Origin of the sequence: Ensifer sp. Root31 (assembly GCF_001424825.1) — a bacterium.
Lineage (GTDB): Bacteria > Pseudomonadota > Alphaproteobacteria > Rhizobiales > Rhizobiaceae > Ensifer > Ensifer canadensis.
This window is the reverse complement of the sequence record NZ_LMCO01000005.1, coordinates 56,612-79,994: the sequence shown is the minus strand read 5'-3', so window position 1 is coordinate 79,994 and position 23,383 is coordinate 56,612. Positions and strand designations below refer to the sequence as shown.

The 23,383-nt window shown below is 61.5% G+C and carries 17 protein-coding genes and 1 tRNA gene; 11 read left to right on the top strand and 7 right to left on the bottom strand.

All coding sequences use genetic code 11. The features are described 5' to 3' along the window. Positions 1 to 8: 8 nt before the first annotated feature. The 3 genes from ASD00_RS06520 to ASD00_RS06510 all read left to right on the top strand — a co-directional run bounded on the left by ASD00_RS06520 (position 9) and on the right by ASD00_RS06510 (position 3,067). Positions 9 to 1,007, top strand: coding sequence for an SPFH domain-containing protein (locus tag ASD00_RS06520; protein ID WP_025424808.1), 999 nt, complete (start codon positions 9 to 11; stop codon positions 1,005 to 1,007). 3 nt (positions 1,008 to 1,010) lie between these two features. Further along, the gene (locus tag ASD00_RS06515) at positions 1,011 to 1,469 is read left to right on the top strand and encodes an NfeD family protein (protein ID WP_025424809.1); all 459 of its coding nucleotides are present in this window, start codon (positions 1,011 to 1,013) and stop codon (positions 1,467 to 1,469) included. A gap of 152 nt (positions 1,470 to 1,621) precedes the next feature. Next, positions 1,622 to 3,067 carry an outer membrane beta-barrel protein gene (locus tag ASD00_RS06510; RefSeq protein ID WP_025424810.1) on the top strand — a complete coding sequence of 482 codons (1,446 nt, stop codon included), beginning with the start codon at positions 1,622 to 1,624 and terminating at the stop codon, positions 3,065 to 3,067. A 114-nt stretch (positions 3,068 to 3,181) separates the two neighbouring features. Here the strand turns inward: ASD00_RS06510 and galU are convergent, their stop codons facing one another. Next, positions 3,182 to 4,069 (bottom strand): UTP--glucose-1-phosphate uridylyltransferase GalU, encoded by an 888-nt coding sequence (galU, locus tag ASD00_RS06505; protein WP_025424811.1) that lies wholly within the window; start codon positions 4,067 to 4,069, stop codon positions 3,182 to 3,184. Positions 4,070 to 4,463: 394 nt separating this feature from the next. Here galU and ASD00_RS06500 point away from each other — a divergent pair, with 394 nt between their 5' ends. Continuing rightward, positions 4,464 to 5,684: a lytic murein transglycosylase gene (locus tag ASD00_RS06500; protein WP_025424812.1), complete on the top strand. Its 1,221-nt coding sequence runs from the start codon at positions 4,464 to 4,466 to the stop codon at positions 5,682 to 5,684. A 101-nt stretch (positions 5,685 to 5,785) separates the two neighbouring features. Beyond that, the gene (locus ASD00_RS06495; protein WP_244496020.1) at positions 5,786 to 7,006 is read left to right on the top strand and encodes a DUF459 domain-containing protein; all 1,221 of its coding nucleotides are present in this window, start codon (positions 5,786 to 5,788) and stop codon (positions 7,004 to 7,006) included. Positions 7,007 to 7,223: 217 nt separating this feature from the next. On the opposite strand, the gene ASD00_RS06490 is transcribed toward ASD00_RS06495, so the two are convergent. Both ASD00_RS06490 and gltB read right to left on the bottom strand, forming a co-directional pair. Beyond that, positions 7,224 to 8,681: a glutamate synthase subunit beta gene (locus ASD00_RS06490; protein WP_025424814.1), complete on the bottom strand. Its 1,458-nt coding sequence runs from the start codon at positions 8,679 to 8,681 to the stop codon at positions 7,224 to 7,226. 104 nt (positions 8,682 to 8,785) lie between these two features. Next, positions 8,786 to 13,510 carry a glutamate synthase large subunit gene (gene gltB / locus ASD00_RS06485; protein WP_025424815.1) on the bottom strand — a complete coding sequence of 1,575 codons (4,725 nt, stop codon included), beginning with the start codon at positions 13,508 to 13,510 and terminating at the stop codon, positions 8,786 to 8,788. A gap of 556 nt (positions 13,511 to 14,066) precedes the next feature. Here gltB and ASD00_RS06480 point away from each other — a divergent pair. Further along, positions 14,067 to 15,113 (top strand): low specificity L-threonine aldolase, encoded by a 1,047-nt coding sequence (locus ASD00_RS06480; RefSeq protein ID WP_057205649.1) that lies wholly within the window; start codon positions 14,067 to 14,069, stop codon positions 15,111 to 15,113. 100 nt (positions 15,114 to 15,213) lie between these two features. Here the strand turns inward: ASD00_RS06480 and ASD00_RS06475 are convergent, their stop codons facing one another. Then, on the bottom strand, positions 15,214 to 16,071 hold the full coding sequence (locus tag ASD00_RS06475) for a LysR substrate-binding domain-containing protein (RefSeq protein WP_057205645.1): 858 nt from the start codon (positions 16,069 to 16,071) through the stop codon (positions 15,214 to 15,216). Positions 16,072 to 16,166: 95 nt separating this feature from the next. Here ASD00_RS06475 and ASD00_RS06470 point away from each other — a divergent pair, with 95 nt between their 5' ends. Continuing rightward, positions 16,167 to 17,156, top strand: coding sequence for a bile acid:sodium symporter family protein (locus ASD00_RS06470; RefSeq protein ID WP_057205644.1), 990 nt, complete (start codon positions 16,167 to 16,169; stop codon positions 17,154 to 17,156). A 151-nt stretch (positions 17,157 to 17,307) separates the two neighbouring features. On the opposite strand, the gene ASD00_RS06465 is transcribed toward ASD00_RS06470, so the two are convergent. Next, positions 17,308 to 17,769 carry an Hsp20 family protein gene (locus tag ASD00_RS06465; RefSeq protein WP_025424819.1) on the bottom strand — a complete coding sequence of 154 codons (462 nt, stop codon included), beginning with the start codon at positions 17,767 to 17,769 and terminating at the stop codon, positions 17,308 to 17,310. 394 nt (positions 17,770 to 18,163) lie between these two features. Here ASD00_RS06465 and ASD00_RS06460 point away from each other — a divergent pair, with 394 nt between their 5' ends. Further along, positions 18,164 to 19,129 (top strand): alpha/beta hydrolase, encoded by a 966-nt coding sequence (locus ASD00_RS06460; protein ID WP_057205642.1) that lies wholly within the window; start codon positions 18,164 to 18,166, stop codon positions 19,127 to 19,129. A 24-nt stretch (positions 19,130 to 19,153) separates the two neighbouring features. On the opposite strand, the gene hisN is transcribed toward ASD00_RS06460, so the two are convergent. Together hisN and ASD00_RS06450 are read right to left on the bottom strand one after the other, a co-directional pair. Then, entirely contained in the window at positions 19,154 to 19,927 is a 774-nt protein-coding gene (gene hisN, locus ASD00_RS06455; RefSeq protein WP_057205640.1) for a histidinol-phosphatase, read from the bottom strand. A 419-nt stretch (positions 19,928 to 20,346) separates the two neighbouring features. Further along, positions 20,347 to 21,228, bottom strand: a complete 882-nt coding sequence (locus tag ASD00_RS06450; protein ID WP_025424822.1) for an N-formylglutamate amidohydrolase — start codon at positions 21,226 to 21,228, stop codon at positions 20,347 to 20,349. Between the two features lie 195 nt (positions 21,229 to 21,423). Here ASD00_RS06450 and cpdR1 point away from each other — a divergent pair, with 195 nt between their 5' ends. The 3 genes from cpdR1 to ASD00_RS06435 all read left to right on the top strand — a co-directional run bounded on the left by cpdR1 (position 21,424) and on the right by ASD00_RS06435 (position 23,361). After that, on the top strand, positions 21,424 to 21,786 hold the full coding sequence (cpdR1, locus tag ASD00_RS06445; RefSeq protein WP_025424823.1) for a response regulator CpdR1: 363 nt from the start codon (positions 21,424 to 21,426) through the stop codon (positions 21,784 to 21,786). Positions 21,787 to 22,058: 272 nt separating this feature from the next. Beyond that, positions 22,059 to 22,133: transfer RNA gene (locus ASD00_RS06440), tRNA-Val, on the top strand. A 565-nt stretch (positions 22,134 to 22,698) separates the two neighbouring features. Further along, positions 22,699 to 23,361, top strand: coding sequence for a lysozyme inhibitor LprI family protein (locus ASD00_RS06435; RefSeq protein WP_057205638.1), 663 nt, complete (start codon positions 22,699 to 22,701; stop codon positions 23,359 to 23,361). The last annotated feature ends 22 nt before the right edge of the window (positions 23,362 to 23,383 follow it).

The following is a 23,383-nucleotide window of genomic DNA, read 5'->3' as shown; positions in this document are numbered from 1 at the left end:
ACGTGTCTTTGGGCGGATTTGATATTGCGGTCATCGCATTGGTGGTCTTGGTGATCTTTGTGATCATCACCATGGTCAAGACGGTGCCGCAGGGCTATCGCTATACGGTGGAGCGCTTCGGCCGCTACACCAAGACGATGGAACCGGGTCTCAACATCATCATTCCGTTCATCGACCGGATCGGCGCCAGGATGAACGTGATGGAGCAGGTCCTCGACGTTCCGACCCAGGAAGTCATCACCAAGGACAACGCCAGCGTGTCGGCCGATGCCGTCGCGTTCTACCAGGTGCTCAACGCCGCCCAGGCTGCCTACCAGGTGTCCGATCTTCAAAACGCCATTCTCAACCTGACCATGACCAACATCCGCTCGGTCATGGGGTCGATGGACCTCGACGAACTTTTGTCGAACCGCGACACCATCAACGACAAGCTGTTGCGCGTGGTCGATGACGCCGCCAACCCCTGGGGCATCAAGATCACCCGCGTCGAACTCAAGGACATCGCACCGCCGAAGGATCTCGTCGACGCCATGGCTCGGCAGATGAAGGCCGAGCGCGAGAAGCGCGCCCAGGTGCTGGAAGCGGAAGGGTCGAGAAACGCGCAGATCCTGCGTGCCGAAGGTGCCAAGCAGTCGGCCATCCTGCAGGCCGAAGGCCAGCGCGAGGCCGCCTTCCGCGACGCCGAGGCGCGCGAACGTCTGGCCGAGGCCGAGGCCAAAGCGACACAGATGGTGTCGGCGGCGATCGCTGCCGGTGACGTCCAGGCGATCAACTACTTCGTCGCCCAGAAATACACCGAAGCGCTTGCTGCGATCGGCACTGCCAACAACCAGAAGATCATACTGATGCCTATGGAAGCGTCCGCGCTGATCGGCTCGCTCGGCGGCATTGGCGCAATTGCCAGGGAAGTGTTCGGCGACAACCAGGCGCCAGCCCCCCGGCAGCGCCAATCGACGACACCGCGCACCGGCCCGGCGTCCGATCCGTTTGAACCTCAGGGACAATAGGCGATGGTCCAGCGCATCATCCTTGAACTCGGCCCCTGGAGCTGGTGGGTTCTCGGTCTTGCACTGCTGGCGGCCGAAGTCGTCGCACCCGGCGTTTTCCTCGTCTGGATCGCCATTGCCGCGCTCATCACCGGCGTTCTGTCGCTTTTGCTGTGGGACACTGTCGTCTGGGGCTGGCAGGTTCAGTTCGTCGTCTTCGCGCTTCTGTCCATCGTCGCCGTTCTCCTTGGGCGGCACTTCATCTCCTCGTCTTCCAGGGAGACGGACGAACCGCTGCTCAACCAACGGGCCCAAAGCCTCGTCGGCCGAACCGCCGTGCTTGAAAAGCCGATTGCCGAGGGCCACGGCCGCGTGCGTCTGGACGATACGATCTGGATCGTCGAGGGGCCCGATCTGCCCGCCGGTACGCGCGTTCGCATCGTTGCCAGCCACGGGCGCAACCTGACGGTCGAGAGCGCCTAAAGCGCCGCGACCGTTCAGATGCGCGTGCTGCGCTTTAAGCTCTTGTTTTTGCGCATGTCGTTAACGCGTTTTTGCCGTTTGGAAACGATTGGTTAACCACGCGGCTTTACGATTGCGAAAGGATTGCAATCAGGTTCGCGGACAAACGGCAGATGGTGCCAGACAACACTCGCTCGATCGGAAGAGACGCGCGGCGTTTGACGCTGGTGGCGTTGCTGCTGGCCGGCACCGCGATGGCCGCTCCGCTTTCGGCGCATGCCCAAACGGTGACGAACGCCGCCGTGCCGACGACCCCTGGCATCGTTGCCCCCGGCACAGCAACCGCAGCACCGGCGATCGCCGATCCGCAAACGACGGGCGCCGTCAGCACCGACGATCTGTCTCCGGCCTCGGACGAAGACCTCATCCGTCTCAACCGCCGCGAACCAACGATCGATGGATTGCGGACGCGAATAGAGCCGGAAGACGACCGCGCACCCGGCGTTCGCATCGGCACATTCACGCTGCGGCCGGAAATCGGCGAGACGATCAACCATGAATGGCGCAACAACGGCAACAACAACAAGCAGAACCGCGGTTATCTGGAAACCGGCATCCGCGGCACCCTGACGTCGGATTGGTCCCGCCACGAACTGACGGTTATCGGCGCTGGCGTGTTGCAGAACAACATCTCCGGCGAGGGCGAGGAAGAGCCTCGCGCTGACATCGACGCGGAACTGCGCCTCGATCTCTCAGATGAAACCGTTGCGCGTCTTCGGGCAGGCTACAGCTTCGACCGTGAGGACGCCGACGATCCGAACGCGATCTCGAATGCCAAGACACAATCGGGCGTCAACACCTATCGGCTCGGCGCTGCCATCGAGCGCGACTTCGGCCTCATCCGCGGATCGGTCGGGCTCGAATTCGAACGGCAGACCTATGGCGACGTCGAGCTGGAAAACGGCACGACGATGTCGGTCGAAGACCGAAACCGCAACAACGGAACCCTGACGGCGCGCGTCGGCTATGAAATGTCACCGGCACTGATCCCGTTCATCGAGGCCGCGGTCGGCGGGTCGATCTACGATCTTCGCCAGGACACGCTCGGCTTCGAGCGCTCCTACCAGAGCTACGCGACACGTGGCGGTCTGGAGGTCGACCTTGGCGAGAAGCTCTACGGCGAGATCGCCCTTGGCTACGAGACCTATCGTTTCGAAGATGACCGGCTCAGCGACGTCAGCGGCCTGTCCGTCGACGGCCGCCTCAACTGGTCGCCGCAACGCGGTACGGATGTGCTCTTCGGGCTATCGACCGGTCTCGACCCGTCGACGACAGCGGGCGTTTCCGGATCGATGGACTATGCCTTGACCAACATCATCACCCACGAGATGCGCTCCGATCTGGTTGCACGACTGTCCAACACCCTGATCATCCGCAAATATCCGTCAGACTCCAGTTCCCTCGACGAGACAACCTGGCGCACCGGCGCAGGCCTCACCTGGGATATGAACCGTTACCTCGCACTAATCGGCGATGTCAGCTATGAGCGCACCACGCCCGACGTCGGCGATACGACCGACATCACCCGCGTCGGCGTCGGTCTTGTGCTGCGGCGTTGAGTAAAAGCAGAGAGGCCGCCATGCATAAAGGCCGGGCGGCAATGCGCATTTCCACACAAAGAAAAAGGCCGCGCCCGTGGGGGACGCGGCCTTTTCGTTTCGGTTGAACCGGGATTACTTCAAGCTGCTCAAAAGCGCCTTCAGCGGGCCCTCCACGATCGGGCGGATATCGGCGCGCTCCAGCGCGAAGGCGACGTTGGCGAGGATGAAGCCATCCTTGGCGCCACAGTCGTAGGTCTCGCCGCGGAAATGATAGGCGGCGAACTGCTGGACCTCCGAAAGCTTCAGCATCCCGTCGGTCAACTGGATCTCGTTGCCGGCGCCACGCTCCTGTTTCTCCAGGATCGGGAAGATTTCCGGCTGCAGGATGTAGCGGCCGTTGATGAAGAAGTTCGACGGCGCCGTTCCCGGTGCGGGCTTCTCGACCATCTTGGTGATCTTGAAGCCGTCGCCGACCTTGTCGCCGACACCGACGATCCCGTATTTGTGGGCCTGGTCCGGTGCGCATTCCTCGACTGCTATGACGTTGCCGCCGCTCTGTTCGTAGAGCTCGACCATGCCCTTCAGGCAGCCCTTCTCGCCCTTCATGATCATGTCGGGCAGCAACAGCGCGAAAGGCTCGTTGCCGACCAGCTCGCGGGCGCACCACACGGCATGGCCAAGGCCGAGCGGCGCCTGCTGGCGGGTGAAGCTCGTCGTGCCGGCCTTCGGCAGAATGGTGTCGAGAAGCTCGATCTCGATCTTCTTGTTGCGCTCGCGCAGGGTCTGGTCGAGTTCGACCTGGATATCGAAATAGTCCTCGATCACGGCCTTGCTGCGGCCGGTGACAAAGATCAGGTGCTCGATACCAGCTTCCATCGCCTCGTCGACCACATATTGAATGACCGGCTTGTCCACCACCGTCAGCATTTCCTTCGGCACGGCCTTGGTGGCCGGCAGGAAACGCGTGCCCAGACCAGCGACCGGGAACACGGCTTTGCGGACTTTACGCTTGTCGGTCATCGGTACCTCCTTCATTCGGATTTCAATCCTGAGTGTTGCTGTTAAAATCCTTAAATCAAAATCAATTTAAGGAATCGTGCAGCGCTTTGCAGTGCGGCGGCAATCTCTACGCAACGATGTGAACGCACGCTGAACCGGGACGAAAAAAATGCAGATACGGACGGTACTCGCATTTTCTTCCACGGAAGACGCAATGGCCTTTTCATGGTAAAGGGTTTGTTGACCACGTTTCTGTAGATTCGCCTTAATCCGGCGCTGCATCGACTGCGGCCGGATCCGAGAACAGGAACCGCCGGCGGTCGCCGAACCGCAAGGCTGGCTCCAGACTGCCACCATGCGGAAATGTCCCGGCTATGACGGCTGAGGCTCCGCAGAGAAACGGAACCGACAGCTGATGATCAGAAACCGCAGGACGTTTTTCCGTCATATCGCAGCCGCCTTCGTCCTATCCGCCGTCGCGCTTGGCACCTCCCCCGCGCGCGCCGATGCCGGATTCCAGAATTGGATCAACAACTTCTATGCCACGGCTGCAAAGAGCGGCATCACCCAGGCGACCTATCGCAAGGCCTTTGCCGGCGTGAAGACACCCGACGCCACCGTGATCGAAAAGGCCAATTACCAGCCTGAGTTCAAGCACAAGATCTGGGAATACATCGATTCCCGCGTCAACCCCTACACCAAGCGCGTCGGCCAGGAGATGGCCGCCAAGCACGCCCGCACGCTGAATTCGATCGAAAAGCACTTCGGCGTCGACAAGACGATCCTGCTGGCGATCTGGTCGATGGAATCGAACTACGGCGCCGTTCTCGAAAAGGACGACCGCCTGCACTACGTGCCGCGGGCGCTCGCAACCCTTGCCTATGCCGATCCCAAGCGCGCGAAATTCGCCAAGACCCAGCTGATTGCCGCACTCAAGATCCTGCAGAGCGGCGACATCACCCCGCGCGAACTGACCGGCTCCTGGGCCGGCGCCATGGGACACACGCAATTCATCCCGACCAGCTATCTGCTCTACGCGGTCGACGCTGATGGTAACGGCCATCGTGACATCTGGAATTCGGTGCCCGACGCGCTTGCGACCGCCGCCAACCTTTTGAAGAAGAACGGCTGGCAAGCGGGCGAGACCTGGGGCTACGAAGTCGCACCACCGGCCAACGCCGCGAAATATTCCGGACAGACGAAGACGCTTGCCCAGTGGGCAGCACTCGGTTTCCTCCGCCCGAACGGCAAGGGCTTCCGCAACGGCAATTCGCGGGCCGAACTGAAGCTGCCGAGCGGCGGTAACGGTCCAGGCTTCCTGATGACCAAGAACTTCTTCGTCATCAAGCGCTACAACGCGTCGGACAGTTACGCGCTCGGCGTCGGTCTTCTTGCCGACCAGATCGCCGGTTATGCCGGAATGCAGCAGCGCTGGCCGCGACCGGACGGTTCGCTCGATATCAGCGAGAAGTTCGAATTGCAGAACCGCCTGAAGGAACTGGGTTATTACAGCGGCGAAGTCGACGGCAATTTCGGATCCGGCTCCAAGGCTGCGATCCAGGAGTTCCAATCGAAGAACGGCCTGGCGCCGGACGGCGAGCCGACACAACATCTGCTGCGCGCCCTGCGCAACTGACGCGCACGCCCGAAACGCGACGGCGGCCTTGCGGCCGCCGTCCGTTCGATGGATGATCAGATATGCATGCGAAAACCAAGGCCCGGATGACAGGGGGCGCAATGCCCTGGAGGACGGCGACGATGATCATCGCCGCAGCCGCGATGCTGTTCGTCGGCTTTGCCGCAAGTTATGCGGAAGCCCAGCAGAGGGTGCAGCGACGCAATCTCTTCCAGTTGCTGTTCGGCGGCCTCACGCGCGAACGCCGCGTAATCGACGAGCGGTACGAGTTTCCGCAACAGCCGCGCCCGAGGCGCGCCCGCCAAAGCCAAACCCCGCAACGACAGAAGGCTCCGGGCCAGCAAAAGGCAAAGCCCGCCATTGCCGATGCGGCGCCGGTGCCGCAGCCGGTTGAAAAGGCGCCGGACTCCAAGAAGGTTCTGGTCGTCGGCGACTTCATGGCCGGCAGCCTCGGCGATGGCCTGAAGACCGCATTCGAGATGACGCCCGGCATCACCATCGAGACGCGCGCAAGCGGCTCGTCCGGGCTGGTGCGCGAGGACTATTTCAACTGGCCGGTGACGCTGCCGAGCTATGTGGGCGAGATCAAGCCTTCCGTCATCATCATCAGCCTCGGCGCCAACGATCGTCAGCAGATGCAGATCGGCAGCACCAAGGAAAAGTACCGCACCGATCTTTGGACCGAGGAATACCGCAAACGTGTCCATGCGCTAGCAGAGTTGGCACACAAGGAAAAACTGCCGGTCCTGTGGGTCGGCATGCCGCCGTTCCAGTCCGCCGCGATGACCGCCGACATGGTGACGTTCAACGGCATCTACCGCGAGGAAGTCGAAAAGGTCGGTGGCCAGTTCGTCGACATTTGGGACGGTTTCGTCGACGAAGGCGGCAAGTTCGTGCTGACCGGCTCCGACATCAACGGCCAGCAGGTTCGATTGCGCGGCGCCGACGGGATCAACCTGACCAAAGCCGGTAAACGCAAGCTCGCCTTCTACGTGGAAAAGGACATTCGCCGCCTGCTCGGGGATGCCGCGGCGACCGACAAGGACGTGCCGGGCGCCGATGGGCTGAAGGACCTTGTGGTTACCGCGCCGCTTGCCAACGAGGACATCGTCAAGACGCAGCCGATCGGCCTCACCGATCCGGATCTCGACGGCGCTGCAGCACTGCTCGGCGATGCCGCACCCAACAAGGGCACAGGCAAGAGCCCGCGCGACCGACTGGTCGACAAGGGGGATGTTGCCGCGGCACCTGCCGGCCGTGTCGACGATTTCCGCCTCGCCAAGCCTAGTACGGTCATCAGCAATCCGGTGATCCGGAACTAACACTTTTTCGAGCGGCTGCGTGCGACAACCATCGTCACGGCGATCGCTTCGCCTAGAGCGTTTCCGATTTGGACGGAAGCGCACAGATGCTCTATCTCTTTGTTTTTACGCATTTCCTGACGGAAAGCCGCTTCGCACTTTTCCTGGAAATTCCCTAAAGCAAAAGGGGCCCCACGATGAACCGGCGGAGCCCTTTTTGCACTTGGGAGCAATGATGTCAGCGCGGCAGGATCGACGATCCCATCAGCGCCTCGTCGATCGCGCGGGCCGCCTGGCGGCCTTCGCGGATCGCCCAGACGACGAGCGACTGGCCGCGGCGAACGTCGCCGGCCGTCCAGAACTTGTCGACCGAAGTCTTGTAGTCGCGGTCGTTGGCAACGACGTTGGTCGAGCCACGACGATCGGTGTTGAGCGTCAGCTTGTCGCCGAGATCCTTCAGTACGCTATCGGTGAACGGGCCGCTGAAGCCGATGGCGATGAAGGCGAGATCGGCCTTGATGATGAACTCCGTGCCGGCAATCGGCTTGCGGCGATCGTCCACCTGGCAGCACTTGACGCCGATGAGGTTGCCGTCCTCGTCGCCGACAAACTCCAACGTCGCGACCTGGAACTCGCGGATCGCGCCTTCGGCCTGGCTGGACGAGGTGCGCATCTTGGTCGCCCAGAACGGCCAGACGGCAAGCTTGTCTTCCTTTTCCGGCGGCTGCGGGCGGATGTCGAGCTGGGTGACCTTGACGGCACCCTGGCGGAAGGCCGTGCCGACGCAGTCGGAGGCGGTGTCGCCACCGCCGACGACGACGATGTGCTTGCCGCCGGCAAGGATAGGCGCTGACGGCCAGCCGGTGCTGTCGATGTTCTCACGCCCGACCCGGCGGTTCTGCTGCACGAGATAGGGCATGGCGTCATGCACGCCGGCGAATTCGACACCGGGGATGCCGGCATTGCGCGGCGTTTCGGAGCCGCCGCAATAGAGCACGGCATCGTGGCGATCGATCAGTTGCTCGGCCGGCAGGTCGACGCCGACATTGACGCCGCAATGGAAGGTGACGCCTTCGCCCTTCATCTGCTCGACGCGGCGATCAATGAAGTTCTTCTCCATCTTGAAGTCGGGGATGCCGTAGCGCAGCAGGCCGCCGGGCTTGCTCTCGCGCTCGTAGACGTGAACCTCGTGACCGGCGCGCGCCATCTGCTGGGCGGCGGCCATGCCGGCCGGACCCGAACCAATGACGGCGACCTTCTTGCCGGTCTTGGTAACAGCCGGCTGCGGCACGATGTAACCCATTTCATAGGCCTTGTCGGCGATCGCCTGCTCGACGGTCTTGATCGCGACCGGCGCATCCTCGAGGTTCAGCGTGCACGCTTCCTCGCACGGCGCGGGGCAGACGCGGCCGGTGAATTCCGGGAAGTTGTTGGTCGAATGCAGGTTGCGGATCGCCTCTTCCCAGTTGCCGTTGTAGACCAGATCGTTCCAGTCGGGGATCTGGTTGTGCACCGGACACCCGGTCGGCCCATGGCAGTAGGGGATGCCGCAATCCATGCAGCGTGCCGCCTGCTTCTGCACCTCCGGTTCCGACATCGGAATGGTGAATTCACGGAAATGGCGGATGCGGTCGGACGCCGGCTGGTACTTTGCCACTTGCCGGTCGATCTCGAGAAAACCAGTTACCTTACCCATCGTATCATCCTGATAGCTATGCGTCTGAACAGGCGCTTGAGACAAGCGCGCGTGATGAACCCCCGAACCCTTTTCGGAACCGGGAGCCCTTTTCACCGGGGCCTCTATTCGGCCGCCTCTGCCATTTTCATGCGTTCCATGTCTTCGAGCGCACGACGATATTCGACCGGCATGACCTTGCGGAATTTCGGCCGGTAGTCTGCCCAATGGTCGAGGATCGCCTTTGCCCGGGGCGAGCCCGTGTGGTGCAGGTGGCTGGAGATCAGCTGATAGAGCCGCTCCTCGTCGTGGCGCGTCATATCGCCGGACACGTCGACCATGCCCTTGTGCATGATGTCGCCGCCGTGATGATGCAGCTTCTCGAGCATGTCGTCTTCTTCGGGCACCGGCTGCAGTTCGACCATCGCCATGTTGCAGCGGCGGGCGAAATCGCCTTCCTCGTCCAGCACATAGGCAACACCGCCGGACATGCCGGCCGCGAAGTTGCGGCCCGTCGCGCCGAGAACGACGACGACACCGCCGGTCATGTATTCGCAGCCGTGGTCGCCCACGCCTTCGACGACCGCAATGGCACCGGAATTGCGCACGGCGAAGCGTTCGCCGGCAACACCGTTGAAGTAGCATTCGCCGGAGATCGCGCCGTAAAGCACGGTGTTGCCGACGATGATCGAGTTTTCGGGCACGATTTTGGTGTTTTCAGGCGGCCGGACGATGATACGGCCACCGGAAAGCCCCTTGCCGACATAGTCGTTGCCGTCGCCCACCAGGTCGAAGGTGATGCCGCGCGCCAGGAAGGCGGCGAAGGATTGGCCCGCCGTACCCTTGAGGGTGACGTGGATCGTATCGTCCTTCAGGCCCTTGTGGCCCCAGCGCTTGGCAAGCACACCCGAAAGCATGGCGCCGGCCGACCGGTCGACGTTCTTGATCTTGGCTTCGAAGGCGACGGGCGCCTTGGTTTCCAAGGCGATCTTGGCCTTCTCGATCAGCGTTCGGTCGAGCACGTCGTCGATCGGGTGCTTCTGGCGGCTGGTCCAGTAGGTCTCCGCCTTCGGAGCGTCGACCTTGTGGAAGATCTTCGAGAAATCGAGACCGTTGGCCTTCCAGTGGGCGAGCGCGCCGTCCTTCTCCAAGAGTTCGGAAGCACCGATGATTTCATCGAGCCTGCGCACGCCGAGCGAGGCGAGGATCTCGCGCACTTCCTCTGCAACGAAGAAGAAGTAGTTGATGACGTGCTCGGCCGTGCCCTTGAAGCGCTTGCGCAGCACCGGATCCTGGGTCGCGACACCGACAGGACAGGTGTTGAGGTGGCACTTGCGCATCATGATGCAGCCGGCCGCAATCAGCGGCGCGGTGGCAAAACCGAACTCGTCGGCGCCGAGAAGCGCGCCGATGATCACGTCGCGGCCGGTCTTCAGGCCACCATCGACCTGAAGGGCAACGCGCGACCGAAGGCCGTTCAGCACCAGCGTCTGCTGAGTTTCGGCAAGGCCGATTTCCCAGGGGCTGCCGGCGTGTTTCAACGACGTCAGCGGCGATGCGCCGGTGCCGCCGTCGAAACCGGAAACGGTGATGTGGTCGGCGCGCGCCTTGGCGACACCGGCAGCAACCGTGCCGACGCCCACTTCCGAGACCAGCTTGACCGAAACATCGGCTTCAGGGTTGACGTTCTTCAGGTCGTAGATCAGCTGCGCCAGATCTTCGATCGAGTAGATGTCGTGGTGCGGCGGCGGCGAAATCAGGCCGACGCCCGGCGTCGAATGCCGGGTCTTGGCGACGGTCGCATCCACCTTATGGCCGGGCAGCTGCCCGCCCTCGCCGGGCTTGGCGCCCTGGGCCACCTTGATCTGCAGCATGTCGGCATTAACAAGATACTCGGTGGTCACGCCGAAGCGGCCGGAGGCGATCTGCTTGATCGCCGACCGTTCCGGGTTGGTCGAGCCATCGGGCAGCGGCAGGTAGCGGTCGCTTTCCTCGCCGCCTTCGCCGGTGTTCGACTTGCCGCCGATCCGGTTCATGGCGATTGCCAGCGTCGTATGCGCCTCGCGGCTGATCGAGCCGAAGGACATGGCGCCCGTCGAGAAGCGCTTGACGATGTCGGTGGCCGGCTCGACCTCGTCGACGGAGATCGGCTTGCGGCCGGCAGCCTCCGCACTCTTGACGGTGAACAGGCCACGGATCGTGTTCATCCTGAGCGCCGAGTTGTTCACCATCTCGGCAAATTCGCGATAGCGATCCTCTGCATTGCCGCGCACGGCATGCTGCAGCGAGGCGATCGCATCCGGCGTCCAGGCGTGGCTTTCGCCGCGCATGCGGTAGGCATATTCGCCACCGATATCGAGCGTGTTGGCAAGCACCGGATCGGCACCGAAGGCTGCCTTGTGGCGGGCGACGGTTTCGGCCGCGATCTCTTCAAGGCCGATGCCTTCGATCGTCGTCGCAGTCCCGAAGAAGAACTGGTCGACCAGCTTCGACGACAGGCCGACAGCATCGAAGATCTGCGCGCCGCAATAGGACTGGTAGGTCGAGATGCCCATCTTGGACATCACCTTGAGGATGCCCTTACCCACCGCCTTGATATAGCGGTAGACCACTTCGCTGCCGTCGACTTCCTTGGGGAAATCGCCGCGCTTGTGCATGTCGGTCAGCGTATCGAAGGCAAGATACGGGTTGATCGCTTCGGCGCCGTAGCCGGCGAGCAGGCAGAAGTGATGCACTTCACGCGGTTCGCCGGATTCCAGCACGATGCCGACCGAGGTGCGCAGGCCCTTGCGGATCAGGTGGTGGTGCACGGCGGCCGTTGCCAGCAGCGCCGGGATCGCGACGCGGTCCGGACCGACCTGGCGGTCGGAAAGCACGATGATGTTGTAGCCACCCTTGACCGCCGCTTCCGCACGTTCGCAGAGGCGATCGAGCATTTCCGGCATGCCTTCGGCATCGCGCGAAATGTCGTAGGTGAAGTCGAGCGTCTTGGTGTCGAACCGGTCCTCGGTATGGCCGATCGAGCGGATCTTTTCCAGATCGCCGTTGGTCAGGATCGGCTGGCGCACTTCCAGCCGCTTGGCATGCGCCATGCCGGCATGATCGAGCAGGTTCGGGCGCGGGCCGATGAACGAGACGAGGCTCATCACCAGCTCTTCGCGGATCGGGTCGATCGGCGGGTTGGTGACCTGCGCGAAGTTCTGCTTGAAGTAGGTATAGAGCAGCTTGCGCTTGTCGGACATTGCCGAGATCGGCGTGTCGGTGCCCATCGAGCCGATGGCTTCCTGGCCGGTGGTGGCCATTGGCGACATCAGGATCTTGGTGTCTTCGAGCGTGTAGCCGAAGGCCTGCTGGCGGTCGATCAGGGAAACGTCGCGGCGCAGCGCACGCGGCTCGACCGGCTTCAACTCTTCGAGGATGAGCTGGGTATCGTCGAGCCACTTGCGGTAAGGATGCTTGTCGGCGAGCGAAGACTTCACCTCCTCGTCGGAGATGATGCGACCCTGCTCCATGTCGATGAGCAGCATCTTGCCCGGCTGCAGGCGCCACTTCTTGACGATCTTTTCTTCGTCGACCGGAAGCACGCCGGCTTCAGACGCGAGGATGACGCGATCATCAGATGTGACGATATAGCGGGCCGGACGCAGACCGTTGCGGTCGAGCGTCGCGCCGATCTGGCGGCCGTCGGTGAAGGCCACGGCTGCCGGTCCGTCCCACGGCTCCATCAGCGCTGCGTGGTATTCGTAGAACGCCTTGCGCTCGGGCGACATCAGCTGGTTGCCGGCCCAGGCTTCGGGGATCAGCATCATCACCGCATGCGAAAGCGAGTAACCGCCCTGCACCAGGAATTCGAGCGCGTTGTCGAAACAGGCGGTGTCCGACTGACCCTCGTAGGAGATCGGCCAGAGCTTGGAGATGTCGTCGCCGAAGAGCGGCGAGGACACGGAAGCCTGGCGCGCCGCCATCCAGTTGACGTTGCCGCGCAGCGTGTTGATTTCGCCGTTGTGGGCGACCATGCGATAGGGGTGCGCGAGCTTCCAGGACGGAAACGTGTTGGTCGAGAAGCGCTGGTGAACCAGGGCGACGGCCGACTGGAAGCGCTCGTCCTCCAGGTCCTTGTAGTAGGCGCCGACCTGATAGGCCAGGAACATGCCCTTGTAGACGATCGTCTGCGTCGACAGCGACACGACGTAGAAGCCGAGATCGCCGCCTTCCGCTTCCGCATAGATGCGGTTGGAGATCACCTTGCGCAGCGTGAACAGGCGACGCTCGAATTCGGCGTTGGTCGCGGCATCGCGGCCGGCACCGATGAACACCTGCACATGGTGCGGTTCGGTCGCAGCGATATCAGGAGCCTTGGAAAGCGACGAATTGTCGACCGGCACGTCGCGGAAGCCAAGCACGTGCTGGCCTTCCTCGGCGACCACTTCGCTGATCACGTCCTTGAAATGGGCAATCAGCTTTTCGTCGCGCGGCATGAAGAGGTAGCCGACGCCATATTCGCCGGCCTTCGGCAGGGTAACGCCCTGCTTGGCCATTTCCTCGCGGAAGAAGCGGTCGGGGATCTGCACGAGGATGCCAGCGCCGTCACCCATCAGCGGGTCGGCGCCGACGGCACCGCGGTGCGTCAGGTTTTCGAGCATGAAGAGGCCGTCGCGCACGATCTGGTGCGACTTCTCACCCTTCAGATGCGCGACGAAGCCGACGCCGCAGGCATCGTGTTCGTTGCGCGGATCATAGAGACCCTGTTTTCGCGGCAGGCCGGACGGGAATGTGGGCGTTTTTTCAGCCGTCGCAACAGTGTGTGCGAGGTTGAGCCCAGATTGCTGTGATGGCGTGTGATCCGTCATCGTCTTCCCTCCTGTTGAACCCGGCATGTCCGGGCATACCTGCGCCCGCGCATGGCTTCTCGTCGCACGCATTCACGTGCCGCAAAGCCGGGGCATTCATCGTCTCATGATCCTGATCAGGTCGCAAATAATGCACGGCATCATCAGGCATTGATGTCAGTGACCATCCTGATGGCAGGCGTTAACAACCGGATGAAATCCGGCGGATCCCCCTGCGCCACACGCCGATTGCCGATTTTTTGGGCACTTGCGGCGATTGTTCCGGTCCCTAGACCGAAATAGGACAGCAAGACTGTCCTATTTCATGCGCTCTATGCCAGAAACCGCCCCCCTCCGCAAGGGGCATATGAGCAAATAATAGAAGGGATTTTGCCGAACATTGCCGAAAATTTCCCGGTTTTATAATTTAATTACGACAAACGGACGTTTTCTTCATTTTGGTTTCAAACTGGTATCCTGTTGGCCTCCATAGCAGCGACCGTGATTGATCCGGCCGGCAGGTGGGTTATGGTCGCCCGAACGACGTCGATATGACCGTGAAACAGGACGATATGTGATGATTTTTTCCTCTGACAACTGGGCTGGCGCCCACCCTGCCATCGCCCAGAGCCTCGTGACCCATGCCGACGGCTACGCCTCCGCCTACGGCACCAGTGAGCTCGACCGGAAGGTGGAGAGGAAACTGTCGGAGGTTTTCGAGCGCGATGTCGCAGTCTTCTTCGTCGGCACGGGAACGGCCGCCAATTCGCTGGCGCTCGCCAGCACCAGCCGCGCCGGCGGCGTCGCGTTCTGCCACCGCGAAGCGCACGTGACGGCCGACGAGTGCGGCGCTCCGGAATTCTTCACCCATGGATCGAGGTTGAAGCCCGTCGACGGCAAACATGGCAAGATGGACGCATCGCGCCTTGAGGCGGAAATTCGCCGCTACCCGCTCGACAATGTCCATGGCGGTCAGCCGATGGCGGTCACGCTGACGCAAGCGACCGAAAGCGGCACCGTCTACGCACTCGATGAGATCGAGGCGATTGCCGCGGTCGCCAATGCACACAAGCTGCCGCTGCACATGGACGGCGCCCGCTTTGCCAATGCGCTGGTCAGCCTCGATGCCACACCGGCCGAGATGACCTGGAAGCGTGGCGTCGATCTCGTTTCCTTCGGCGGCACGAAGAACGGCTGCTGGTGCGCCGAGGCCCTTGTCCTCTTTGATCTTTCGAAGGCGCACGAGATGCATTTCCTGCGCAAGCGCTCGGCTCAGTTGTTCTCGAAATCGCGCTTCGTCTCGGCCCAGTTCGACGCCTACCTCGAAGGCGGTCTCTGGCTCGACCTCGCCCGGCATTCCAACGCCATGGCCCGGCGTCTTGCCAACGGCATCGCCGCTTCGCGCAACAGCCGGCTCGGTTGGCCGGTCGAAGCCAACGAGGTCTTCGTCATCCTGAAAAAGGACGTGGCGACGAAACTGCAGGAGCAAGGCGCCGTTTTCTACGACTGGCCTGTTCCGCACGAACTCGCCGGAAGCCTCGCGGCCGACGAGGGCCTCTATCGCCTGGTGACGAGCTTTGCGACCAAGATGGACGACGTCGATCGCTTCGTCGCAGCCTGCTGAGGCGACTGCATAATTCCTTGGATCAGGATAGATCCGAGGAGAAAATTATGCAGCAAATTCAAAGAGCCACAATACCGCGTGCCACGCGCGGTGTTGTGGCTCACGCCTGGCCCTGTAACGTCCTCACCTTCGACAAAATCTCGGTCGAGAGCGCCGCGATCAGCTTCTGGTCGGCGCCCTTGCTGGGAACCAGTACGAACTCGACATCCTCCAGCGGCGGCAAGGTGCCGGTGGGTATTTCCCGCAGGCCCTGCGGCGCCATACTGCGCGGCTGGGCGAGCACGCCCATGCCCGCTTGGGCGGCGGCCGTCAGCCCGCTGAGGCTGCCGCAGGTGCAGACGATCCGCCATGGCAGCCGATGCCGGTCGAGCACCTCGAGCGCCACGCTGCGCGTGATGCTCGGCGGCGGAAAGGCGATCAACGGCAGCACCCTGTCACGCTTCACACGCTCGGGATCACGCGCCAACCAGACCAGCGGCTCGCGATAGACCAGTTCGCCGCGCGGATCGCCCAGCCGCCGCTTTGCCAGCACCAGATCGATCTCGCCACCATCCTGCATATGGTAGAGCACGCCGCTGAGTGCTACCGTCAATTCGAGCTCCACCGACGGATGGGCGCGAACGAAATCTTCGAGCACGCCCGGCAACCGGCTGGTGACGAAATCCTCCGACATGCCCAGCCGTAATCGTCCGCGCAGACTGCTTTCGGCAAACAGCGCCTTGACCTCGTCGTCGATCGCCAGCATCGAACGCGCATGGGCAAGCAGGGCCTGACCATCCGTCGTCAACGAGACCCGGTGCGTGTCGCGGGCAACGAGCTTGCGCCCGAGCGACGCCTCAAGCCTTTGAATATGTTGACTGACCGTCGACTGGCCAAGCGCCAGTCTCTCGGCCGCGAGGGTGAAGCTGCCCATCTGTTCGAGCGCAACGAAGCTGCGCAGTTGCACGAGGTCGAGCATGCATTATCCAATTTCGCGATAACTGTTATTCCTTGCATCCTGCTTCATAATGACATTTCTCGGCAAGACGTTTCTCAATCGAGCCAGTGACAGACATGGGCCGCTATCTTCCCGACACCTTCACCCTGCTCCTGCTTCTCACCGTGCTTCTGGCATCGATGCTGCCGATCCATGGCGAGGCGACGGCCTGGTTCGCCATGGCAACGAAGGTGGCGGTCGGCCTGGTCTTCTTCCTGCATGGCGCAAGATTGTCGCGCGATGTCGTCGTCGCCGGCTTCCTGCATTGGCGGCTGCATCTGGCGATCCTGGCATCGACCTTCGTGCTGTTCCCGCTGATCGGCCTCGTCGTCGGCTTCGTACCGTCATCGGTCCTGCCGCCGGCGCTCTATACCGGCATCCTCTTCCTCTGCGTCCTGCCCTCGACCGTGCAATCGTCGATCGCCTTCACGTCGGTTGCCGGCGGCAATGTCCCGGCAGCAATCTCCTCAGCGTCCGCCTCCAACATCTTCGGCATGTTCCTGACGCCGCTTCTCGTCGGTCTCCTATTTTCCGCCGGCGGCCATGGCGGTGTGTCGCTGGATGCCCTTGAGCAGATCCTGCTGCAGCTGCTGGCACCGTTCATCGCCGGTCAATTGTTGCAGCCGTGGATCGGCGGCTGGATCCGGGCGCGCAAGGGCCTGCTTGCGCCCGTCGACCGCGGTTCGATCCTCATGGTCGTCTATCTGGCCTTCAGCCAGGCCGTCACATCGGGGCTATGGCAGACCTTTTCGCTTGCCGATCTCGGGGTGCTGGTCGCGATCGAGATCGTCATGCTGGCGCTGGTACTCGCCGTCACCATGTTCGGCAGCCGCCTCTTCGGTTTCAACCGCGCCGACGAGATCGCCATTACCTTCTGCGGCTCGAAGAAGAGCCTTGCGAGCGGCATCCCGATGGCAAGCGCCATCTTCGCCGGCCAGAACATCGGTGCGATCGTGCTGCCGGTCATGCTCTTCCACCAGATCCAGCTGATGGCCTGCGCGGTGATTGCCCAGCGTTACGCCGCCCGCAAAGAGCTGGACGCCATCGCCGAACCCGTCCGCCCCTAAAGCAATTCCAGGAAAAGTGTGAAACGGTTTTCCGTCCGGCATTGCGTTATTTCAATGATCTAGAACCTGTCCGGGAAGACGCGAAAACAACGATCCCAAAAAAAGGCGGCGTCCTTTCGGGCGCCGCCTCTTCAAGCTTGGGAGGGAGGGATTAGAGGTTCTGGGCCTCGATCTGCTTCGGCTGCGATGCGACCGACGTAATGTCGATCCGGCGCGGCTTGGCTGCTTCCGGGATCTCGCGGGTGAGGTCGATGTGCAGCAGGCCATTCTTCAGCGAAGCGGACTTGATCTCCACATGGTCGGCAAGCTGGAAGCGACGCTCGAAGGCGCGCTTGGCAATACCGCGATGCAGGAACTGGTTTTCTTCGGCCTTGTCCTCGCTCTTTTCGCCCTTGATTGTCAGCGTATGTTCGCGCGCTTCGATCGACAGTTCGGTTTCGTCGAAGCCGGCAACCGCCATGGTGATGCGGTAGGCGTTTTCGCCGGTGCGCTCGATGTTATAGGGCGGATAGGTCTGAGCCTGGTCAGGCTGGCCGAGGCTGTCGAGCATCGTGAAGAGGCGGTCGAAGCCGACGGTGGAGCGATAGAGGGGGGAAAAATCAACGTGACGCATGGTGTCCTCCTGGGAGCAACTGTTTGCGATGTCTGGTCTGCCACCCCATCCAGGCAGCGGCGCGACCGGTGAACGGACCCGTTATCGGCGTCCGTGAGCAAGAGATGGGAATGCGATTTCGTCAGTTCAAGGCATGCCGCCTCAAGATTCCCAAGAGGTGAATGGCGGATGAATGACAGGTTCGGCCGTGGTTCAGATCAGGGGCGTTACAAAGGCCACACTGGGAGGAAATCTCCTGGGGCTGAAGTGACATGTCCCTTCCCCTTCAGCGGCCGGAAACGGTGATCGTCCGGATTTCACCCACCGTTTCCGGCTTTTTTCTTTGACGGCGCCAAGCCCGCCGCCTATCCCTGATGATACCGATCAACGCGTCTTCAGCCTGGTTTCGTCCGTCATGACCACGATCCTCCGCTCCACACCGGATAATCCGATACCGGACAATCACGTGGCGGGCTTCTTCGATGGAGCCGGTGGCCGCAAGATCCGCTACGCCATCTTCAAGACCAGGACGCCGGTTGCGCGCGGCACCGTGGTGCTGCTGCAGGGCCGCAACGAATCGATCGAGAAATACTTCGAGACCATCGCCGAACTCAACGCCGCCGGCCTCTGGGTCGCAACCTTCGACTGGCGCGGCCAGGCGGGCTCGGAGCGGCTCTTGCCCGAGGCCGGGCGCGGCCATGTCGAGCGCTTCTCCTATTACGAGCGCGATCTGACCACCTTCCTCGAACAGATCGTGCTGCCGGATACCCGGCTGCCGTTTTCGATTGTCGCCCACTCCATGGGCGCGCTGGTCGCGCTGTCGCTCGCGCCCATGCTTTCGAGCCGCATTGATCGCCTGGTGGTGCTTGCCCCCTTTGTCGGCCTCGGTGGCCAGATAATTGGCGAACGCAGCATCGCCAGCATGGCAACGGTGATGCGCTGGGTCGGTCTCGGGCGGCTGCCATTGCATGCCGACAAAGGCAATCGCCCCTTTGAAAACAACGTGCTGACCGCCGACCGCCGGCGCTTTGCGCGCAACCTGGCCTTGACCGAAGCCTATCCGGAATTGCGACTTGGGCCGCCGTCGGCGCGCTGGTTGACCGAAGCGTTTCGTGCAATGCGCCGCGTCGCCCGACGGGAACATCTGACCCGCATCACCCTGCCGACGATCATCCTGGCGCCGACAGCCGACCGGCTGGTGCCGCATGTCGCCGTCGAGTGGCTGGCGCGCAATTTCCGCGCCGCCCACATGATCCCGATCGACGGTGCGCGCCACGAACTGCTGCACGAGGCCGATCGTTATCGCGCCCAGGCCATGGCGGCCATTCTTGCTTTCGTCATTCCCGATAAGGACGACAAGGACGAAGGCGAAGCGGCCTGAGACAATTCAGTCTTTTGAGAAAATTCAGCCTTTGAGAATTTCCAGCGCCTGCGCATGCAGTTCGGCGCTGCCGGCAGCGATGACTTCGCCACCCATTTCCGCCGGGCCGCCCTGCCAGTTGGTGACGATGCCGCCAGCCTGCTCGATCAACGGGATAAGGCCGCCGACGTCATAGGGCTTGAGCCCGCACTCGATGACCAGGTCGACATGACCGGCCGCAAGCAGCGCGAAGGCATAGCAATCACAACCGTAGCGGAACAGCCGCACCTTGTCCTGCAGCGCCTCGAAGCGGGTCTTGTTGTCGCCGGTGTAGAGATGCGGCGAGGTCGTAAACAGCACGGCATCTGAAAGCGCGTCGCAAGTGCGGGTCGACAGCACCTTGTCGCCGTCGGGTCCACGGTAGAGCGCCTGCTTGCCGTCGGCAAAGAAGCGTTCGCCGGTAAATGGCTGATCCATCAGGCCCATCACCGCATCGCCGTTGCGATAAAGACCGATCAGCGTGCCCCAGACCGGCAGGCCGGAGATGAAGGCGCGCGTGCCATCGATCGGATCGATCACCCAGACATATTCGCGATCGAGCCCGACATTGCCATGCTCCTCGCCGAGGATACCGTGACCGGGGAAATTCTCCTCGATCAGAGCGCGGATCGCGGCCTCAGCCGACTGATCGGCCTCGGTCACCGGATCGAAACCGCCCTCGAGCTTGTTGACGACGCTCGTGCCGATGCGAAAGCGCGGCAAGGTTTCCGCCTTGGCGGCATCGGCGAGACGATCGAAAAAGGAGCGGTCGGGCAGCATGTCACTCTCTTTAGGGAAAGAAGCAGGAAGGTCCAATCTGCATAGACGAAATCTGCAGAAAGGCAAACGGCCAAGCGACCGGCTGTCAGCGATCCAAGACGGTGGGCCGTTCCGATCGTTTCAGCGCCGTCGATCCGGTGAAATTCCTTTGCCGCACTGCAAAAGTTTTCACTCTCTCAACTTGACAATTGTGCAGTGCAATATTAGGGTTTTTGTGCAGTCACTTGTGACTGTAAATACCCTCCTTGGGTGTTTCCTCCCTAGACTTAACCGCGCCACCGGCGCGGTTCTTTTTGAGGTCTACTACAGCGCCGCGCGGCTTATTGGACGCGCAAAGGTCGCTGTAGCGCTTTGAATTGCTGCATGTTTTTATCCTTAAATCGAATAGGATTTAAGGAACATGCCATAGGGAACCGACGCTACTCCGCAGCAAGCGGCAGATAGGCGCCATAATCCTCGACATGACGCGCGAGCGACGCGATGAAGCTGGTGAGATCGGCGACCAGCGCGCCGAAACCGGGCTTGCGGACCAGCGTCGTCTCATCGACATAGAGCCCGCGATTGATCTCGATCTGCAGCGCATGCAGGCCGCGGCTCGGTCGGCCGTAATGTTCGGTGATGAAACCGCCGGCATAGGGCTTGTTGCGCGCGACGGTATAGCCGAGCTCAGCCAACAGATCGACGGCCATCCTCGACAGTTCCGCCGCGGCACTGGTGCCGTAACGATCGCCGATGATGAAGTCCGGCCGCTGGGCGCTGCCCGGCAGATGCACATTGCCGGGCATCGAGTGGCAATCGATCAAGACCGACAGGCCGAACTGGACATGCGTGCGGGCGATGAGCTTGCGCAAGGTGGCGTGGTAGGGCTTGTAGATCGTCTCGATGCGCGCCAGCGCGTCTTCGACGGGGAAGCGGCCGCGATAGATTTCCATGTTCTCGGCGACAAGCCGCGGCACGGTTCCAAGGCCGCCTGCCACCCGCATCGAACTGATATTGGCATGCGGCGGCACCGGCCCGTCGAACATGCGCGGGTCGAGTTCGTAAGGCTCGCGGTTGACGTCGAGGAAGGCCCGCGGGAAATGCGCCAGCAGCATCGGCGCGCCGAGGAACGTCGCGTTCTGGAACAGCTCGTCGACATAGTGATCTTCGGAACGACGGATCGCCAGCGCATCGAGGCGGGACTGATCGAGAAAGGCCTGTGGATAAGAGCGGCCGCTATGCGGCGAGTTGAATACGAAGGGAATCCGCTGACTTGCAGGTTCCAGAACCTCAAACAGCTCCCTCTCCGTCATCTCCCCCATCGGAACCCTTTTTACCATGTGCGGTTCTTGCTGTTGCCATCATGTTGCCAGTTGGTCGGCTCTGTGTCCATAGTGCGCCCACTCCGGTTTCTGGGGAGTTGACGCGTCGCGTTCACGAGATATTTACCCCGTTGCGGTTTGGATAGAACGCCGCAATCCATACGCAATGAATAAAGAGAAGCAACGGCCGAGTTCATGACTGTGAAAATCCTTCTTGCCGAAGACGACAACGATATGCGCCGCTTCCTTGTGAAGGCGCTCGAAAAGGCTGGCTACAAGGTCATGTCCTATGACAACGGCGCCAGCGCCTACGACCGCCTTCGCGAAGAGCCCTTCTCGCTTCTCCTGACCGATATCGTCATGCCCGAGATGGACGGCATCGAGCTTGCCCGTCGGGCGACCGAACTCGATCCGGATCTCAAGGTGATGTTTATCACCGGCTTTGCCGCGGTCGCGCTGAACCCGGATTCGAAAGCTCCGAAGGACGCCAAGGTCCTGTCGAAGCCCTTCCACCTTCGCGACCTGGTCGACGAGGTCAACAAGATGCTGGCCGCCTGAGGCCAGACATTTTTTCCACAGCTGCCGCCGCCGTCCGTGACACTTGGACCGGATCGGCGCAGACTTCAGATCGACCGCCGCGATCCACAGGGATCTCCGGCGGTCTTTTTATTTCAGTGACTTACGCGCAAAGCCCGGAAATCCGGACTTCCGGCAAGCCGCCACAGGCGGCAGACGATGACGGAAAACCGCCAGCAAAATTTCAGTCAAAAAACCTTCGAAAACCCTATTGACGCGAGAGCGGGTTCTATGGTCTATGCGCCTCATCGGATGGGCGTGTAGCTCAGCGGGAGAGCACTACGTTGACATCGTAGGGGTCACAGGTTCAATCCCTGTCACGCCCACCATCCAAGTTTCTGATAAAAAGGGCTTTCGGGAAACCGGAAGCCCTTTTTACGTTTTGCTTCCAAGGTTCATCGAACCTGCGGCCGATGACGCCTAAGCGCGATATTGGAGAGGATCAGAACAGCATGGGACGATCCGTGCCGGATCATCGGCACACTGCGGATTGCGCTAAATGGAAAGCGGCATGAATCGCTACTCGTTTACCTTGACGCAAAATCGCAAAGATTGCAGTATTCAATAGGATACAACTTAATTTCAAGCAGCGTTACGTTGTTGCACACACACTACAGCGGCAGGATATACACCAACATTTTCAAATCCTTCCGACGCAGCCACGCGCAAAATCGGCCTCGCCCTTCGTGATCAGGACTATGGGCAGTCTGATCGAAAACAGTGCTCGACAAGACCTTCGGGTCTTGCCTTGCGCCTGTTTCCTTCCATCCGATCCCATGGTCCTGAACAGAGTGGATGAATTTAACAGGCCCTGACCCTTGCCATCGAATTTGTGAAACCAACGGCACGCACAGTTCTCACGGGTTGTCCAACGCCACACGAGGAGACGGTACAATGAACAGATTTTTCGTTTTCGGTCTTGGTCTTTTCTCAATGTCGACTGCACCATCTCTGGTCCAGGCGCAGGAGGAGCCGAGCTTTGATTGTTCAAAGGCCAAGAGCCAGGTCGAAAAAGTTCTTTGCTCCGGCGGAGATTCCGGAATGGGGTGGATCGATCAGACCATGGCCGACCTGTACAAGGCCGTCCGCGCTGCGCCAGGCGCGGATGCCGCCACACTGGAATCGAGCCAGCGCGCCTGGCTTGCAAAGCGAGACCATTGCAAGGGTTCGGACGAGAAGGTGATGAATTGCCTGATCGACAGCTATCGTGGCCGCTATGCCGAACTCAGCTCCGCCTATGACCAAAAACATCTCACAGGCACGTACGGGAACGCGCGCGGCGTGCTCGACAGCGTGTTGTTTCCCGATGGCAACCTCTTGGTCAACATCTCGACCGATGTCGGCGCTCCCTCCTACGACTCCTGCTCGGTAACCTTCCGTGCCCCGCTTGAAGGGGAGGCGGTGCAGCACGTTTTCACGCCTGAGGAAATCGGCGCCGACGGTCAGTGCACGGTCGACTTGAAGATCACAGGTTCCCAGATCGATGTCACTCCCAAGGATTGCCGCGTTTTCTGCGGCAACTCTGCCTCGTTCGACGGCGCCTACAAGAAACAGTAAGGCACGATCGAGAACTTGATCG

What these genes read in the sequence shown, in the direction of transcription:
- ASD00_RS06515 (WP_025424809.1), top strand. Translation starts at nt 1,011, where the DNA reads ATGGTCCAGCGCATCATCCTTGAACTCGGCCCCTGGAGCTGGTGGGTT.
- ASD00_RS06510 (WP_025424810.1), top strand. Translation starts at nt 1,622, where the DNA reads ATGGTGCCAGACAACACTCGCTCGATCGGAAGAGACGCGCGGCGTTTG.
- galU (WP_025424811.1), bottom strand. Translation starts at nt 4,069, where the DNA reads ATGACCGACAAGCGTAAAGTCCGCAAAGCCGTGTTCCCGGTCGCTGGT.
- ASD00_RS06500 (WP_025424812.1), top strand. Translation starts at nt 4,464, where the DNA reads ATGATCAGAAACCGCAGGACGTTTTTCCGTCATATCGCAGCCGCCTTC.
- ASD00_RS06495 (WP_244496020.1), top strand. Translation starts at nt 5,786, where the DNA reads ATGCCCTGGAGGACGGCGACGATGATCATCGCCGCAGCCGCGATGCTG.
- ASD00_RS06490 (WP_025424814.1), bottom strand. Translation starts at nt 8,681, where the DNA reads ATGGGTAAGGTAACTGGTTTTCTCGAGATCGACCGGCAAGTGGCAAAG.
- gltB (WP_025424815.1), bottom strand. Translation starts at nt 13,510, where the DNA reads ATGACGGATCACACGCCATCACAGCAATCTGGGCTCAACCTCGCACAC.
- ASD00_RS06480 (WP_057205649.1), top strand. Translation starts at nt 14,067, where the DNA reads ATGATTTTTTCCTCTGACAACTGGGCTGGCGCCCACCCTGCCATCGCC.
- ASD00_RS06475 (WP_057205645.1), bottom strand. Translation starts at nt 16,071, where the DNA reads ATGCTCGACCTCGTGCAACTGCGCAGCTTCGTTGCGCTCGAACAGATG.
- ASD00_RS06470 (WP_057205644.1), top strand. Translation starts at nt 16,167, where the DNA reads ATGGGCCGCTATCTTCCCGACACCTTCACCCTGCTCCTGCTTCTCACC.
- ASD00_RS06465 (WP_025424819.1), bottom strand. Translation starts at nt 17,769, where the DNA reads ATGCGTCACGTTGATTTTTCCCCCCTCTATCGCTCCACCGTCGGCTTC.
- ASD00_RS06460 (WP_057205642.1), top strand. Translation starts at nt 18,164, where the DNA reads ATGACCACGATCCTCCGCTCCACACCGGATAATCCGATACCGGACAAT.
- hisN (WP_057205640.1), bottom strand. Translation starts at nt 19,927, where the DNA reads ATGCTGCCCGACCGCTCCTTTTTCGATCGTCTCGCCGATGCCGCCAAG.
- ASD00_RS06450 (WP_025424822.1), bottom strand. Translation starts at nt 21,228, where the DNA reads ATGGGGGAGATGACGGAGAGGGAGCTGTTTGAGGTTCTGGAACCTGCA.
- cpdR1 (WP_025424823.1), top strand. Translation starts at nt 21,424, where the DNA reads ATGACTGTGAAAATCCTTCTTGCCGAAGACGACAACGATATGCGCCGC.
- ASD00_RS06435 (WP_057205638.1), top strand. Translation starts at nt 22,699, where the DNA reads ATGAACAGATTTTTCGTTTTCGGTCTTGGTCTTTTCTCAATGTCGACT.